Here is a 13,948-nt window from a genome sequence, read left to right as displayed (position 1 = left end):
ATTACTCTGGGGCTACACGATTTAACACTTTCATGCATAGCAATATATTCAGGCGCCATGAATCCACAGCAAATACTCAGAAATCTTGCCGATTACTGGCCGATCATTGCTGAACTCTACAAGGAAAATGCCGACGGCATCATTATCGAGGCCAGTCTGCTCAAGGTCATTCGCGCCGTGGCGCCCCCTACGAGCAAAAAAGACAAAACAGCCCGGGAAATGGTGGTCGACCTGGAGCAATCCCGAATTTTGGAGCACCGCCCACGCGGCCAACAAGGCTGGGAGTGGGAGCCTGGCGTTCTTCAAATGGTCGAATACCTGATCCAAGAGCAGCAGCTTGGGCTGGTTGGCAACATCAAGGCCGGCATTGAGGCCATGGATCTGCACCGAGAAAAACTTGAGCAGGCCATTGAAGCCGAGAATCTGGAGGGCTTCCGCCACTATCTCCAATCAATTGATCGCCATTTCCGGAACCTGACCCAGGAAATTCGCGGTTCGCGTCAGGCGGTTTACCGGCTGGCAGAGAAAGCCAAAACTCAGGATAAAGACCTGCCAATTCGTGAGCGGTATGCTCGCGTGCTCGATGCTTGGGATGAATTTGTCACGCCACTGAATCAAATGGCCCGACCGGGGGAGTTGTTCGATCGTGCCCAGTCGGTTTTAGAATCAAATATGCGATCCTGGCAGCAGTCCAGATCTATTCGCATCCTGGTGCAGGATGCGGAGCGGGATATGCTCCATGGGGTGGTATACCGTCTTCTGGATTTTCGCGACGCTCTTCCTCAGGTGCTGGCAGACATGGAGAGGATCCTTTACCCACTTGTGAAGCAGGCGCGGCTCAACACTAATATCACCCGGGGCGCCAACTTGGCTCTGAAAGCGCTTGAGCCCTCTATTCAGAGTAAATCATCCGCCAATCAGAAGGTCATTGATTGGGGGCTTGCCATCAAGTCAGGTAACAAGGATAGCCGGCCAGATCGCAGTGATGCGCTGGTTGCCTTCTTGTTTAATCTGGATCCGAGCAAGCCAAGGGTGGAGAACCGGCTTCCTTCCCTAGAAGAGCGATCGGAGTCACGCGCTCGCAAGGTCGTCCCGGTGCAGAAGATCCTTCGAAAATTAGGTGCTGCTGGGCCTGTAGACGATGTGATGGCTTGGATTCAGGAACATTTCCCAGAGGCCAATCTGGTGGAGGCCCTGAGCGCCACCATGAAGATTCGCCACGACCCCCGGTTGCAGGACAGAGAAATTACTGGTGACAGGGAACACTACATATTTGGACACCGTGTTATTGGAATGACACGTAGAGGACTGCAATGAGCAATGTGACCACCAATGACGATGCCATTATCCGGGTTCTGCAATCAGTAGCAGAAGCTATGCCGAATGCCACCCAGATCTATGACTCATTGCGAGCCGGCTATTTCATTTCTACACGAGACCACAGGTTCTTCCAGGAACTGAATAATGCGGAAGAAGGCTACAAGTTCCTCTTTCGAATGACCGGCCATAGTCTGGAACATCACCACGCGGGGTTCTACTACCTGGAAGCCCCCGAGGTTGGCCAGCCATCCCAGTTGTCCGGCCGATCCCGACAGTTCGCAGTACTGGCGTTCTGCCTGGTAGAAGTTCTGGCCAGCGTTGGCTTGGACATCATCACGATGATTGATCACTCGAAAATGATTACTGAGCACGACATGGAGACCCTTCTTGACCGGTACCCGGATCATCTGGCCTCTGTAGACATACTGGATATGGAGTCGCTAGATTCAGCATTCAAAAAAATGAGCACTTACGGCTTTGTATCCGAGAAGATCGAGTCAGCCAATGGCAAGGGATACGAGCTGACACCTTCCATGCGGTTCTACCTGGATGTTTGTGAAAAGCTGTCCCAGCAACAGCGTGAGCAAGAAAGTATGGATGCAGAGGTTATCATTGAAGAATAAATCCCTGAGCTTCGGCATTCGCCGTTATGCCCTGATCAACTCCGGCGACTACCGGTATGGCATCTTCCCCATGGATGCTGCCCTTTCCGTCTGTGGCAACAACAACATGGGCAAGAGCCAGGCGATTAATTCCCTGCAGTTCCTGCTGTTCAAGAGCACGAACGAGATGAATTTCGGGAAGTATGATGCGGCCAAGAGCCGGGAGTTCTATTTCAAGACCGACAGCAGCTACATCGTTGCTGAATTGATCACAAATGAGGGGGTTTTCCTTTTTGGGGCCTACGGCAAGGGCCCTGGGTATGGTTATGAGTACCAGCTATTCGTGGCCAAGACAGGCTTCCAGGACGAATTCTTTATCGATAACGGCCGTGTGCTCACCTATGAGGAGGCCATGGCGCGTCTTGAGCAAACTACTCGCGTCCACAAAATCAATCGGGATGAGGCCCGCCAGGTACTTTCTGGTGAGTACATCAAAACCCCGGTTAAGCATGATCTGTCCCTGGTACCCCTGCGTAATGCTGGCGAAAAGCGCTATAGCATCTTCAAGAGGATCTACAAGAACCTGATTACGCTCAATGACATGCGAGAGCGTGACATTAAGCGGCTGATCCTGGACGTCTTCTCTGACACCCTCACCGACACCAAAAAATTCAATTATCTTGAGGAGGTCTCACTCGCCTTCCGTGAGCATGACTTGCTGAAAGACGAGATCGTAACCCTCAAGAGTCTGGAGAAGAACCTTGAGCGGTACAGTGATCGCTTGTCCTATTACCGCACAACTCGCGATGAGCTCGAAGAGGCCCGGGCCACCATTGCCCAAACAGCCATGGCATTTCGTGAGCGTGCCGAGGGCGAGGCCGAGCTGATCCGTAATGAGATTCAGGCCGCTAAAAATGATCTCGAACTGGTCGATAGTCGCAATAAGGATCGGAGGCAGGCCCGGGACGAATTGATGGTGGCGTTGCGTCGGTTGCAGGATGAACAAGACGAGTATGAAAATGCCGATCGTGAGTTCGCCCTGACCTCCGAGGAAGCCATTACTGGCGAGATTGAGGATTATCAGCGGCGGCTGGCGGAATTGAATGAAGCCCTAAAGGGCGCGAGTCACAATACCCCTGATCAAATCCGGACTGATCTCCTCCGACAGGAGAAGCTGAGAGAGCAGCGCAACAAGGCCCTCGCCGCGCTCACCTCCTCCCAGCGGATTATGGACAAAATTGGCCTGGCCCCAGAGGTGCTTGAAGAGGCTTCTCGGGTCATCAACCCAGAGATCTTGTCGCTCGACATTGATACCGTTGAGGGGGATGCCAACCAGCTCAAGCGCTGGATTGAAGAACGCCAGGGGGAGTTCTCTGATGGCCGTCTCTCTGCAAAGGGGTTCTCGGTACCTCTTTCTGGGGTGTCAGGAATTAACCTGGGCGAAACAGAGGAAGACCTCAAACGGGACATTAATCGGATTGACCTTTCCCTGATCAAGCTGAAAAAGGAGCTGGATGCGGCAGAGAATAAGGCCAAGTCCGAGCGTGAGATCAAGCGCCTCAATGAAGAAATCTACAGCGCGAACAAGGATCTGATTAATTTCCGCCGCTATTGTGATTTAAAGAAAGGCCTGGATCAGCGAACCACAGAGATTGCCGAGGCCGAAGCCAAGCTGGATGAGGTCAACAAGATCATGAATGGCCTGGTGGACGAATTGCGTCAACTGGAGTCCCGGCAGACACAGGCCCAGCAGAAGATGATCAAGCACAACGATGATCAGCAGGCGATCAAGACCTTCATGGCGCACGAGATCATGACCACCAAAACCCTTCGTGATCTCGATGGTAGCTATGTGGATATGAATTTGGACATCGCCGCAGCCGTGGGCCATGCCACCAGTGTTTACGCGACTTTCTGCAACATCCTGAATGACTTGAACTCAGCGGATCGTGAAATCCTGCAGGTGTACAGCAAGCACGCGAGCCTGGAGACCCTGGAGGAGCGAATTGAGCAGGTGATCGATGATCACAGCGCCCTGCCCGAAAAGCAGGAAATGCTGATTCGCCTCAATCAAATCGCCATCACGAAGATCTCCAGCCGCCTGAAGGACATTTACGACAACTGGCTGCGTCTGGAAAGTGCGATGAGCGAGTTGAACCGAAGCATTAACAAGAAGAAGGTGTCGAATCTTCAGCAGTTCAAGATTGAGCTGCGGCCATATCAGAAGCAGATCGATGCCATCTACCACCTTATCGAGTCCTCCGCGAGCAATGATGACCAGATGACCGGAGACCTGCTCCGCAGCGCGGCCCGGGAAGAGGACATGAATGTGGTGGTCGCCAATGATGCCAACCGGACGCTGGGCGCCTTTGTAGATGACAAGGGTGGAGACCTCCAACTCGAAGACCTGTTTGAGCTTTCCTTCGTCCTGGTTGATGTTAATGGCAAGAAGAATGAGGCCTCCGACCTGGATGAGATGGCCAGCAATGGGTCAACGATGACCATCAAAGTGCTCATCAACATCTACCTGATCCGGCACTTGATGGATGCAAAGCTGTTTGAAAGCCGGTACCTGCCCTTCTATGTGGATGAAGCCGGCGCCATCGACAGCACCAACCAGGAATCGCTGATTAACGTGTGCCGCGAACTGGGGTTCATCCCTGTTTTCGCCTCTGTACAGGCATCTGAGGTGACCCGGTATATTATCGATATTCAGCATGCTCGCACCAGCGACGGGATCATGTTCACCACTCAAGACTGGATTACAAACGACCCACTTGAGGATGACGATGAGCAACAGGACTTTTTTGGGGAAGGAGATGAGTCATGACCCCACTTCTACGGGCAATGGCCAAGCTTATGCAAGCAGAGAACAAAGCTTTGCCGGCATCTGAGATTTCTGCCAGCGCCCGAAAGGCGCTTTCATCAAGCGAATGGGGCGACTGTGTTCGTAAGGAGCGCAGGGGCGCTGGGCAGGTTATTCGCGTGACACGGCCGAACACTCTGCAGCAATATCTGGACACGTACTGGCCAGCTTGGTGTGAAACAGAGAGTCATCTAGCCAACCCATCACGAGCAGAAAGCGTTCGAGCGCGGCGAAACAGCAAGTCCGGCGCCAAAATCCAGAGGTGGGCCCTCCACATTCGTCGGTCACCAAATTTTGCTCCGACAGTTCACATTATGGAGGATGGCCAGCCTTCCCCCTTGAAGCTGGACGACACGGTCTATTTGGTGGAAAACTTGGAAATGTGGCTTTACATCGAAAAGATCGCGGAACGTTTCCCACCAGGCTATTGGCTCTATTATGCAGGATTCGTGAGTGATCGGATGAAGAGCTTTCTGGCCGAATCTAGCTGCGAAAAAGTCGTCATGCTCCCAGATTATGACCCCGTTGGTTACACCAACTTCCTTAGCCTGAGGGCCACCCTGTCACCAAAAATCCAGGTTGAACTCTACCTCCCGGAACAAGCCGACCAAAGCACCCTCGAACGTTACGGTAACGAGAAGCTCTGGCGAGACCAGAAAGCTTACAAGGCAGCCCTTGAGAAGCTTCGGGCAGAGCCCGGCAGATTAAGCAATTTCATAGAATGGCAAATTGAGTTAGGGATGGCGCTGGAGCAAGAGTACCTACTTATAGAAGGTGCTTCTGATAGTACCCCTTGAAGAGGTATTGATGGCTACCACACAACGAGGCCATACATCATAAGCTTAGAAAAAGGCCATCAGATAATGGCCTTTTTATTGCTTACCCGATTGAAAGCAAGATTTATTAATCCTGAAAAAACCGACCTTTATATTTACGAAGTCGATAAAGAATCTATCAAGCATGACTCTTTGTATTGAAAATTGAACCTGCCAAATCAGAAAATGCGCCAAGGTCAACATCATTATCTAAATCGTGCGCCCCACTTAATCGACCGAGGACGTAATTTTCAACATTTGACACCAGGGCTGCATCTGTCGTGAAAAAACCAATCGGAACACTAACGGATGAATAATCTGGCTTTACTACATGGTAAGACACCAGCGCAAAGCGGCGAGGCAAAACGATAAATTCAGCGACACCACCAAAGCTCCCATCTATGTAGCCATGACAATCACTTAGATCGGGGAGAATATTCTTCCATCGCTTATAGCCTGATCTGTCCTCATTTCCCAATAATGGAAGATACAATTTAGGATTGAATAACCTTTTCGCCTTTTTACCCTTTGTCATTTTCCTTTCGAAAATATCACACTTAAAGTCTTTAAACCTATTCGACATTGCCCAACAACTATCACTGGGGGCGACCCACAAAAGATCCGGAATATCATTAACGTGTTCGACAGACATAGAATCGAATATTTCAGACAAAGCCCCTCTGACCCTATGTGAATTTGCGGAAAGGTAAGACGGCCCTAAAAATACCTGCGTATTATCTCTAGACCCAACCGAAGAGATAACATCAGAGATAAAGGCTTGAATATCTAAGAGGTCACTCTGGATATACCGACTGCAAACCTTGTCATCTAGACTATCCATCACCTCCAGAACAGCCTTAGTATTATCAGCTGACATCATGCTATTAAGAGAAGCAGAAACTGACTCAATAATTTCCTCATCATTATCAAATTCTTCAAGCCCGTCTCTTTCTAAAATGCCACCATGAAAGTCAATATTAAAAACTTGAGGGACTCTTTTCGGCTCCACACCAATCCTCGTCACCGAGTCCACCTTGTAAATTGATGGAAAAGTTTTCTTATCAGAGTCCACAATATGACTCATATATCCTTTCTCAAGCAGTGAGTAGAACTGATTCTGAAAACTACTATTTGCGTATTGGTCACTTAGACCAACTCGCTCGCTATTCACATCAACAGAAACGCCACATTTCCAATCATCATCGGTGCGTTTAGACCCGATACAATTTAGACCAACCAACTCAAACGCAAAAGTTGATACGGTCTGCTGAACCGTAGCTACTTGAGGGGACTCACCATAATCAGAAAAGTATCCTCTCGCGCCTTTGGACAATGTTACACAACCGTCGTCACAATATTCTATTTCACTTTTTATAAGGAGATCGTTAATGGCCTCATCAATTTCCCTTTCCGAGAGCCCCAAGAAATCAGCCAAATTCATTTGATTAACCGGGCCCAGGTGAACCAATCTCAATATAAACTCCCGAATAAATGGAAGACCACGCTTAGAGAGATAAGAAAACCCGATATTAAACCTATGAACAGGCAACAAAAAATCAACTTCATGGTACTGAATTTTAGAATCTTCCATCACTCCCCCCTGCCATTGGAAGTCAACTTTGAAGCCTCAAAAAAACCATAATCATCATCTTTGTTGTTACATTCCATGAAAGATATAACCTTTCCCAAAGGAAGGTCAGAATTCTTACCACGCCACATATTCAAATCACCAACCACAACCAACCTGTCCATCGCTCTTGAAAGGGCAACATTGATTCTATTTGGAGACCATAAAAATCCTGGCGACCGATCCTCACAGCTACGAGTAACAGACAACACTATGATTCTATTCTCTTTACCTTGATAACTATCAACGGTGTCAATTTTCACCAACCGTTTAAAATCATCAGACCAAGCATGCTCTTTAAATTTTGTTCTAATAATTCTTTTTTGTTCAGCATACATACAAATAACGCCAATAGCTGCCTCACCATCTTTAACGAGGCCCGCCATAGAAGCTACGAACATCGCATCACTGGACAAATCCTTCAGTAGAGAGATAACAACATCAGCTTCATAACGATTGTAGATACTCGACCCACGATCGCTCTTATGATTAGCTCGATTCCCAACCTGACTTGTATCGATCCAGTTTACATATTTTGAAATGCATGCAGGAAGCGTTTTGTAGACATCGGGAATAGCTCGCTTTCCATTTTCCAGCTCACCATCATAAAAACAGCCAGATACCAAATCACCGATCGGAGGAGCCATTCTGTATTGAGTTAAAAGTTGAGCACTAGCACGTTTTCCATAGCTAGAATTAAAAGCTCTAGCAAAGTCACTAGCGACAAGATCATCAATGTCACGGCCTTTTGTTGCGAGACCTAGCTTCCTTGCTAGGGACTTCTTATGCGGTTCCGAATACAACGGCGGAAGCTGTTTGTGATCTCCCACCAAGAGAACTCTTTTACCAGATTGCATGGCTATAGCAAGTTCACTGGCTATTGATCGTGCTGCCTCATCAATAATCACCCAGTCATACTGGTTAGTGGAAATCCCAATGTGCCGCTGCCCAATTCCCACACAAGTCCCGGTGACCAACTGGCGAGAGCGAGCCAAAAATTCGTCATAATTAACCCTTTCGGTACCGAGCACATCAATCATATCATGCGATATTTTTACCAATGCCTTTGCCAAAACGGATTCATTGGGTCTGACTGCGTATTCATCTTCAAGCTTTTTTAACAACCGGGATTTTAACGAAAAGATATCGTTAATGGCATCGATGTCTTCATAACCAAAATCAAGCAACGATTGAATTATGGCATCCTCAAGACTCTTGACGTGCCGATTCAATTCATCAATTTCACTCTCATTCCTACTATCATCACTCATCTGTTGCTTTATGGAAATAAGCGTCTCAATATTTGAGAAAATCCCCAGCTCCATTTCTATTAGAGCGGACAAATATTTTTTATCCAGCCCTATTGGCTGGGACATCGACTTAATTCTATGCTTTATCTCTGCGCGAAAAAGTTCTCTCTTTGCTGTAACAATAGAATTTGAATAAACATCCTTTAAACCATCTGAAACCGCCCCCTCTCTATTACTGAATCGCACAACATCAAGAGGGGTATCCAGCCTCATGCAGTGGCGCCGAATTCTTTCAGCTGCCGTATTTACAGCCTCATGGGACTGACTTACTAGCAAAATATTCTTTACACCTTGCTTTTCTACAAGGTAATGAACAAAAGCAGCAATAAACTCAGTCTTACCAGTACCAGGGGGGCCCTGAAGCAATGAAAGAGGGCCAAAGTTGGCAATTTTTTGAAACGCATCACGCTGCTTGGGGTTTAAACTTATAACATTCCCATAATCGTCTTCACGGTCATATCGCGAGAAATCAGACTCGGATAACGATGCACCATATTCTTCAGGCTCCAAAACTGAACCAGGCTCGAAATAATTGCACAAACCATTAATGACAGCCTCATCTTTCAGTAGCCGCTCTAAAGCATTTTTTCTCTTTTCATATGAGGATTTATCTGCCTTAGTTCTGAAGAAAACGATGTCACCTTCGGACAAATGTCTAGCTCTATTTCTCAGTTTATGTAGGCGCACCTCTTTTAACGTTGATTTTATTAGCAGAACTTCGCCCAGCTTGTAATCTTTGTCATTGATTATTTGGATAGCCTCTATATCGTCACCTTTTTTGAAACTATCAAGAGCATCCTTTTCGGCTTCATAAGGAACAACGATCTGCATATTATTATCTTTAGGTTGCACCACATCATGTGCAACTTCTAAATATGGAAGTGATTCAGTTTCTGTTTCAATAATAGCCTTCCACAATCGGCGAGTTGTTATCCTAACCTCATCTTCTTTAGCTGACTGGTTAGGTTCAGAGTCAGGCCGAGGGATAATAACATTGGTTTTAGCTTCTTCTGATTCTGAGTAAAAATAACCATCAAGAGCAATCTGAAAGGACTCACAACCTGATAGCATTTCATTAAGCATTGACAAGTCTGATGAATAACCAGCCTCAATAGATATTGCGAACGGGAGATCTAAGCTAGCATCCTCTCTGTCACCCTTTGAAACGAAGCCTCTCTGATGCGGGGGAAGCCCATTTGTGATTGAGCCTTCTTCTTTAGAAAAAAAGCATTTAAATATCCCGCCCACACCATGAAACTCTATAAAAGCTTGCTTTTCATTGTTGTTTTTGCTTTTAGATATCTTTACATAAAGCTGCCCATTATCTGGATAGAGCGTAACTGGATCAAAGTCGCCCTTCAATATAACCTTAATAGTCTCAATCGAGGCCGCCCCCGAAAGTGATGGCTTTTCAAGAGCGTCTTTAAATCTTGAAAGATCTCTAAAACCAAACTCCTGATCTTCAACCTCTACTCTTATTGCTGACGAGATTGCTGGATAACGTTCAGATTCCTCACACCAGTCCAATCCAAGAAGCTCGCTGCTCATCCGAATTACAGCATAGATGTCTCGCTCGAAAGCAGAGCAATCCACCATATTTTCAGGGGCATATTTAGGGGAAAAATTTTCTTCTGTATCCAAATCAAAGTCTGGAGTATCAACAAGATAAACCTTCAAATCTCCAACCGGGGATATAAGTACATTACCTGGATGAAGATCCCCGTGCGAAAAACCTAACTCATGAAACCCTTCCACAGCTTTAATTAACTGATTAACAGCTTCAATCTTTCCTTCTTCATTAAGGATCACCTCACTCCAGTTCGGGGCATTAATATACTCACTCACCAAAAAAAGGCTCGAGGATTTATTAGCAATACCGAAATCTTTTATTTTTGGGATATATTCTGGAGAGATTTCTCTAAGACGCTCAATCGACTCTAGGAAATAATGTATCCTCCTTGCCATTCCTTCGGCTAGGCTCAGAGGATTGACATTTAGCCAAGCCTTCAACAAACCTTCACCCGTGGGATAGATTTCTTTTGAGCTTGTATCTTTAATGAAATCGCCTACATCCCTATACTCACGGGTATGATGAATATCTTTTCTATATTTTTCTAACTTACTCAAATCAAACTGAGCGTCTTTGATCTGCCTTGGCTCTGCAACCAAAAACTCCTCTAAGAAATCGCCTGCATATTTATAACTTCCACCTTTAAGCGCCTTTAGAATCAATGGCGCATACCATGACTCGCTGGCCTCCACCTGCTCCTTGACATCCCTTATGCTTGCATTCGAAAGCCTTTCCCCCTCAATAATATGCCAAGCAACAATCGCCAAGGAGTAAACATCCATCTGAAATGGTGTCGTTTGATTTGACACATCCATTCCTAGCGGAGCCTCTGCATCTACTACTGACAGCCCAACTCTTTCAGCTCCAACCGTTCCTATCTCCTCGTAGTAAGCTGAAATAAAGTTTGATAGTGCTATTTCTTTTCCTGGCGATATCCAAACACTGTGATCGCCAATATCTCTATGAGCCACTTTCATTTTGTGAAGATCATAAAACCTAGACAAAAGCAGCTTTACAATTCCAACTCTGTCTTCAATCGAAAGGTTTACACCGTATCGCCCGATAAATTCATTAAGACGTTTATGTGCCGGCGGCAATTCATAAACCTCGTTATACTGAGATGTGATTTTCTCCTTTACAGGAATTGTGAGCGAGGTCAGGCAATGGTTATACAAATCTAGTTTATGGTGTTTTATAAACTGAAGAACCCCTCGCTCTCTAGAGACGATCTTGTACCTGCCATCAGGGGTTTTTGAAGCTGCCGTCCCTAACTTATTGAAATTCCATCTCCGAATAAGCGCCTCTTCATTATTTGATGATTCTGAAACAGCGCGAAATTCCTGATAAACTTCCTTCGGGTGATTAAATATTTCTTCTTTCTCAATCCATCCATCAATGACTATTGGTTTTGGCTCGACCTGAGCCCCAGCAAATAGCTCATCAAAAACTTTGATATCCTTATGCAGCAAGCCTTGCCTAAAATGCTTCAAGGTAAATTTTGAGTTATAGATGTCCTCATCAGCAAACTCCAAGAACTCGCTTAATGTCAGAGTATGCGCCCTTTCGTCATCAGGAAGATCGTCAATTTTTGAAGTTCCTGTCATAACCACAAAGAATTCGACAAATGGACTATACCCTTTGTTCGTTAGCTCATGCTTGATGCGATCCACTTTCTGTTTGACAAGGAAAACTTTCCTCCTTGTGACACTAACAGGGGATCCACCCATCATTTTTTTCCCCTTTAACCAATTACCTCTTACACATTTTATACTCCCTCCATTCCAGTCTTTTAGCTCAATGATAAGGATCCGCGAATGAGTAACTATCAGAAGGTCAATTTCACCTTCATTACCCTCACTCCCAATAAATCTAAACCCCGCATAACCTTTCCAGGAATTTATCGGAAACTCATTCAAGGTCTTTAAATCAGAAAATGACTTAAGCTTTCCGCTCTTCAAATTATTTTCTTTATTTTCTGCAAATGCTTTTTTAATCTTTTCTATTGCACGCACTTCCTGTTCTTGCAGCCCACCATCCCAATAGTGCACTTCCATTATACTTACCCTTAAATTATTGCCTTTATATAAAATTCATTGAGCCTTTCTCGGCTCCCTCAACCTTTTCGTTTCGAAGTATTCTTCTGCAGCAATAGTCGTCGTGAAGTCCGCCTCGTCATCGCTTAGCTTTTCAACGGCGCTCTTAATATTCTTCAGATCCACCCTGAAAAACTCCTTTCGGAGATTCACCGCATTCACCCGGTGATGGCTAAACTCTCTGTGGAGCGCTGTCTCAAGGGCTGGAGCATCATCCGCAAAGATGATGGCATGGACATCAAAGGAGAACGGGACACTGGCATCTCCGAGTTCTTTAACCCTGTCCATGGGGTCTAGCCGGCGGGTCATGCCAATTTTGTACACATTTTCACCAAACGACCCGATATTGCTCATCACGTAGACATGCCCACGACGGGTTTGTTCGGCCAGGCTCTTGGCTCGTTCACCCCTAGCTTCGGCCTCTTCAAGTTGAGCCTGAAGCTCTGCAATCTTCGCTTCGGCCAGTGATCGCTCTTCTTCTGACGCCTTATCCAGCTCCTTTCGCGCCTTATCCAGCAAGTTCTGGTACATCTTTTCTTCTTTCTCTGCGGCAGCCAGAGCATCTTTGAATTCCTTCTCTGCCCGAGCCTCCTCTCGCATCTGCTCCCGGATTAAGCGCTGTTCTTCCTGCTCCTCCTTCTTCTTGAGCGTGAACTGGTACTGAACGCCGCATTCTTCGTACTTTGCCGTGACGTAATCGATGCTAATCCCACATCGGAGACTGGCTACCAGCTTCTCTAGATCATTAGCCAGTTTCTCAATCCTGCCCAATGTACGGTCAAAGTTTGAGGGTGAGACCTTTGCGATTAGAAGGTCACTCTCAATATTGAAGGCTCTCATCAGGAGCTTCATTTGCCCATCAATGATCTTTTTGTCTACCCTTGGATCCCCAGTCAGGCTAACCTGACCTTCCTGCGTAAACGCACTGCCATCCTTGATCATCGCCTTTTGCTTATCCCTGAGGGACTTTATCTCAGCTGCAAACCTTTCACTGGTCTCATACAGGTAATCTGGTGTCTCGAAGTGACCATAGGCGACAAAATCATCAACCCGAGAGTAAAGATCGATTTTTGCTAACACTGATTGCAGTGCTTCCTCCCGCTCTACGGTTTCCGCCTCTCTTTGGGCCAACACGGTCTTGAGTTCTTCAAGAGCCACGGAATCTGCCTTTAGCTTCTCCGCGATAGTATTCGCGTTGGCTCTTAGATCCTGCAGATCCTTTGTAGCAAGATCCAGGCTAATGAATTGGGCCTGCGAAGCCTGAACTTTGGTGTTCATCTCCTGGAGATCGGACTCTGCCTGCTTGGATTTCTCTTTAGCAGCCTTAACAGCAGCCCTAAGGGTGTTGAATTGCTTGATTTTGCTGTCACCCAACTTCTTGGTCACAAAGAAGGTAACAAGGATAGAGACTAGATAGACGCCCGCGAGCACGGCCATGATCTCGATGGTCATGTGCTACCTCATATATTCGTCGATGATTTCTTCTTTGGTAATCCGGCGCTCTTCTACGCGATCCTGGTAGAGTTCTTTGGCGTACTCTACCTCGTCCTTGATCGCCTGCTTCTCAGCTCGGATTCTGGCTCGCTCGGCCTGTTCGGCCCTGCGGATGGCTGCCCGTTCCTCCCGTTCACGGGCTTTGATGCGTCTTTGCCGGTCTCTCTCGGCATTCTTTGATGCTCTATCTATAGCCTTGGCGACTTTAATAGCCGTCCTCAGGCCGCTCGGCTTCCTAGCCATGCCCCCTC

At 46.8% G+C, this 13,948-nt stretch carries 8 protein-coding genes; 4 read left to right on the top strand and 4 right to left on the bottom strand.

Annotated elements, in window-relative coordinates; all coding sequences use genetic code 11:
• Positions 1 to 57 precede the first annotated feature (57 nt).
• The 4 genes from A0251_RS10830 to A0251_RS10815 are packed head-to-tail and all read left to right on the top strand — an operon-like array spanning position 58 to position 5,585.
• A complete protein-coding gene (locus A0251_RS10830) occupies positions 58 to 1,317 on the top strand; it encodes a hypothetical protein (RefSeq protein WP_062816865.1) in 1,260 nt (419 codons plus the stop codon).
• Positions 1,314 to 1,943: a condensin complex protein MksE gene (locus A0251_RS10825; RefSeq protein ID WP_035460873.1), complete on the top strand. Its 630-nt coding sequence runs from the start codon at positions 1,314 to 1,316 to the stop codon at positions 1,941 to 1,943. The genes A0251_RS10830 and A0251_RS10825 overlap by 4 nt, the downstream gene beginning before the upstream one ends.
• Positions 1,933 to 4,752, top strand: a complete 2,820-nt coding sequence (locus tag A0251_RS10820; protein WP_062816864.1) for a hypothetical protein — start codon at positions 1,933 to 1,935, stop codon at positions 4,750 to 4,752. The genes A0251_RS10825 and A0251_RS10820 overlap by 11 nt, the downstream gene beginning before the upstream one ends.
• Positions 4,749 to 5,585 carry a hypothetical protein gene (locus A0251_RS10815; RefSeq protein ID WP_062816863.1) on the top strand — a complete coding sequence of 279 codons (837 nt, stop codon included), beginning with the start codon at positions 4,749 to 4,751 and terminating at the stop codon, positions 5,583 to 5,585. Before A0251_RS10820 ends, A0251_RS10815 begins: the two co-directional genes overlap by 4 nt.
• A gap of 157 nt (positions 5,586 to 5,742) precedes the next feature.
• Here A0251_RS10815 and A0251_RS10810 read toward each other — a convergent pair whose 3' ends face one another.
• From A0251_RS10810 to A0251_RS10795, 4 genes are read right to left on the bottom strand one after another with little or no spacing between them, the layout of a single operon-like run.
• Positions 5,743 to 7,194 (bottom strand): hypothetical protein, encoded by a 1,452-nt coding sequence (locus tag A0251_RS10810; protein ID WP_062816862.1) that lies wholly within the window; start codon positions 7,192 to 7,194, stop codon positions 5,743 to 5,745.
• The gene (locus A0251_RS10805; RefSeq protein WP_062816861.1) at positions 7,194 to 12,164 is read right to left on the bottom strand and encodes an AAA domain-containing protein; all 4,971 of its coding nucleotides are present in this window, start codon (positions 12,162 to 12,164) and stop codon (positions 7,194 to 7,196) included. Before A0251_RS10805 ends, A0251_RS10810 begins: the two co-directional genes overlap by 1 nt.
• A gap of 36 nt (positions 12,165 to 12,200) precedes the next feature.
• Positions 12,201 to 13,655 carry a DUF4041 domain-containing protein gene (locus tag A0251_RS10800; protein ID WP_062816860.1) on the bottom strand — a complete coding sequence of 485 codons (1,455 nt, stop codon included), beginning with the start codon at positions 13,653 to 13,655 and terminating at the stop codon, positions 12,201 to 12,203.
• A gap of 3 nt (positions 13,656 to 13,658) precedes the next feature.
• Positions 13,659 to 13,940 carry a hypothetical protein gene (locus tag A0251_RS10795; RefSeq protein WP_062816859.1) on the bottom strand — a complete coding sequence of 94 codons (282 nt, stop codon included), beginning with the start codon at positions 13,938 to 13,940 and terminating at the stop codon, positions 13,659 to 13,661.
• Positions 13,941 to 13,948: the final 8 nt, after the last annotated feature.

The sequence above is a fragment of the Alcanivorax sp. NBRC 102024 genome, assembly GCF_001602235.1.
Classification (GTDB): Bacteria; Pseudomonadota; Gammaproteobacteria; order Pseudomonadales; family Alcanivoracaceae; genus Alcanivorax.
Note: the sequence above shows the minus strand (reverse complement) of the source record. Positions and strands in the feature narration are given on the sequence as shown.

What these genes read in the sequence shown, in the direction of transcription:
- A0251_RS10830 (WP_062816865.1), top strand. Translation starts at nt 58, where the DNA reads ATGAATCCACAGCAAATACTCAGAAATCTTGCCGATTACTGGCCGATC.
- A0251_RS10825 (WP_035460873.1), top strand. Translation starts at nt 1,314, where the DNA reads ATGAGCAATGTGACCACCAATGACGATGCCATTATCCGGGTTCTGCAA.
- A0251_RS10815 (WP_062816863.1), top strand. Translation starts at nt 4,749, where the DNA reads ATGACCCCACTTCTACGGGCAATGGCCAAGCTTATGCAAGCAGAGAAC.
- A0251_RS10810 (WP_062816862.1), bottom strand. Translation starts at nt 7,194, where the DNA reads ATGGAAGATTCTAAAATTCAGTACCATGAAGTTGATTTTTTGTTGCCT.
- A0251_RS10805 (WP_062816861.1), bottom strand. Translation starts at nt 12,164, where the DNA reads ATGGAAGTGCACTATTGGGATGGTGGGCTGCAAGAACAGGAAGTGCGT.
- A0251_RS10800 (WP_062816860.1), bottom strand. Translation starts at nt 13,655, where the DNA reads ATGACCATCGAGATCATGGCCGTGCTCGCGGGCGTCTATCTAGTCTCT.
- A0251_RS10795 (WP_062816859.1), bottom strand. Translation starts at nt 13,940, where the DNA reads ATGGCTAGGAAGCCGAGCGGCCTGAGGACGGCTATTAAAGTCGCCAAG.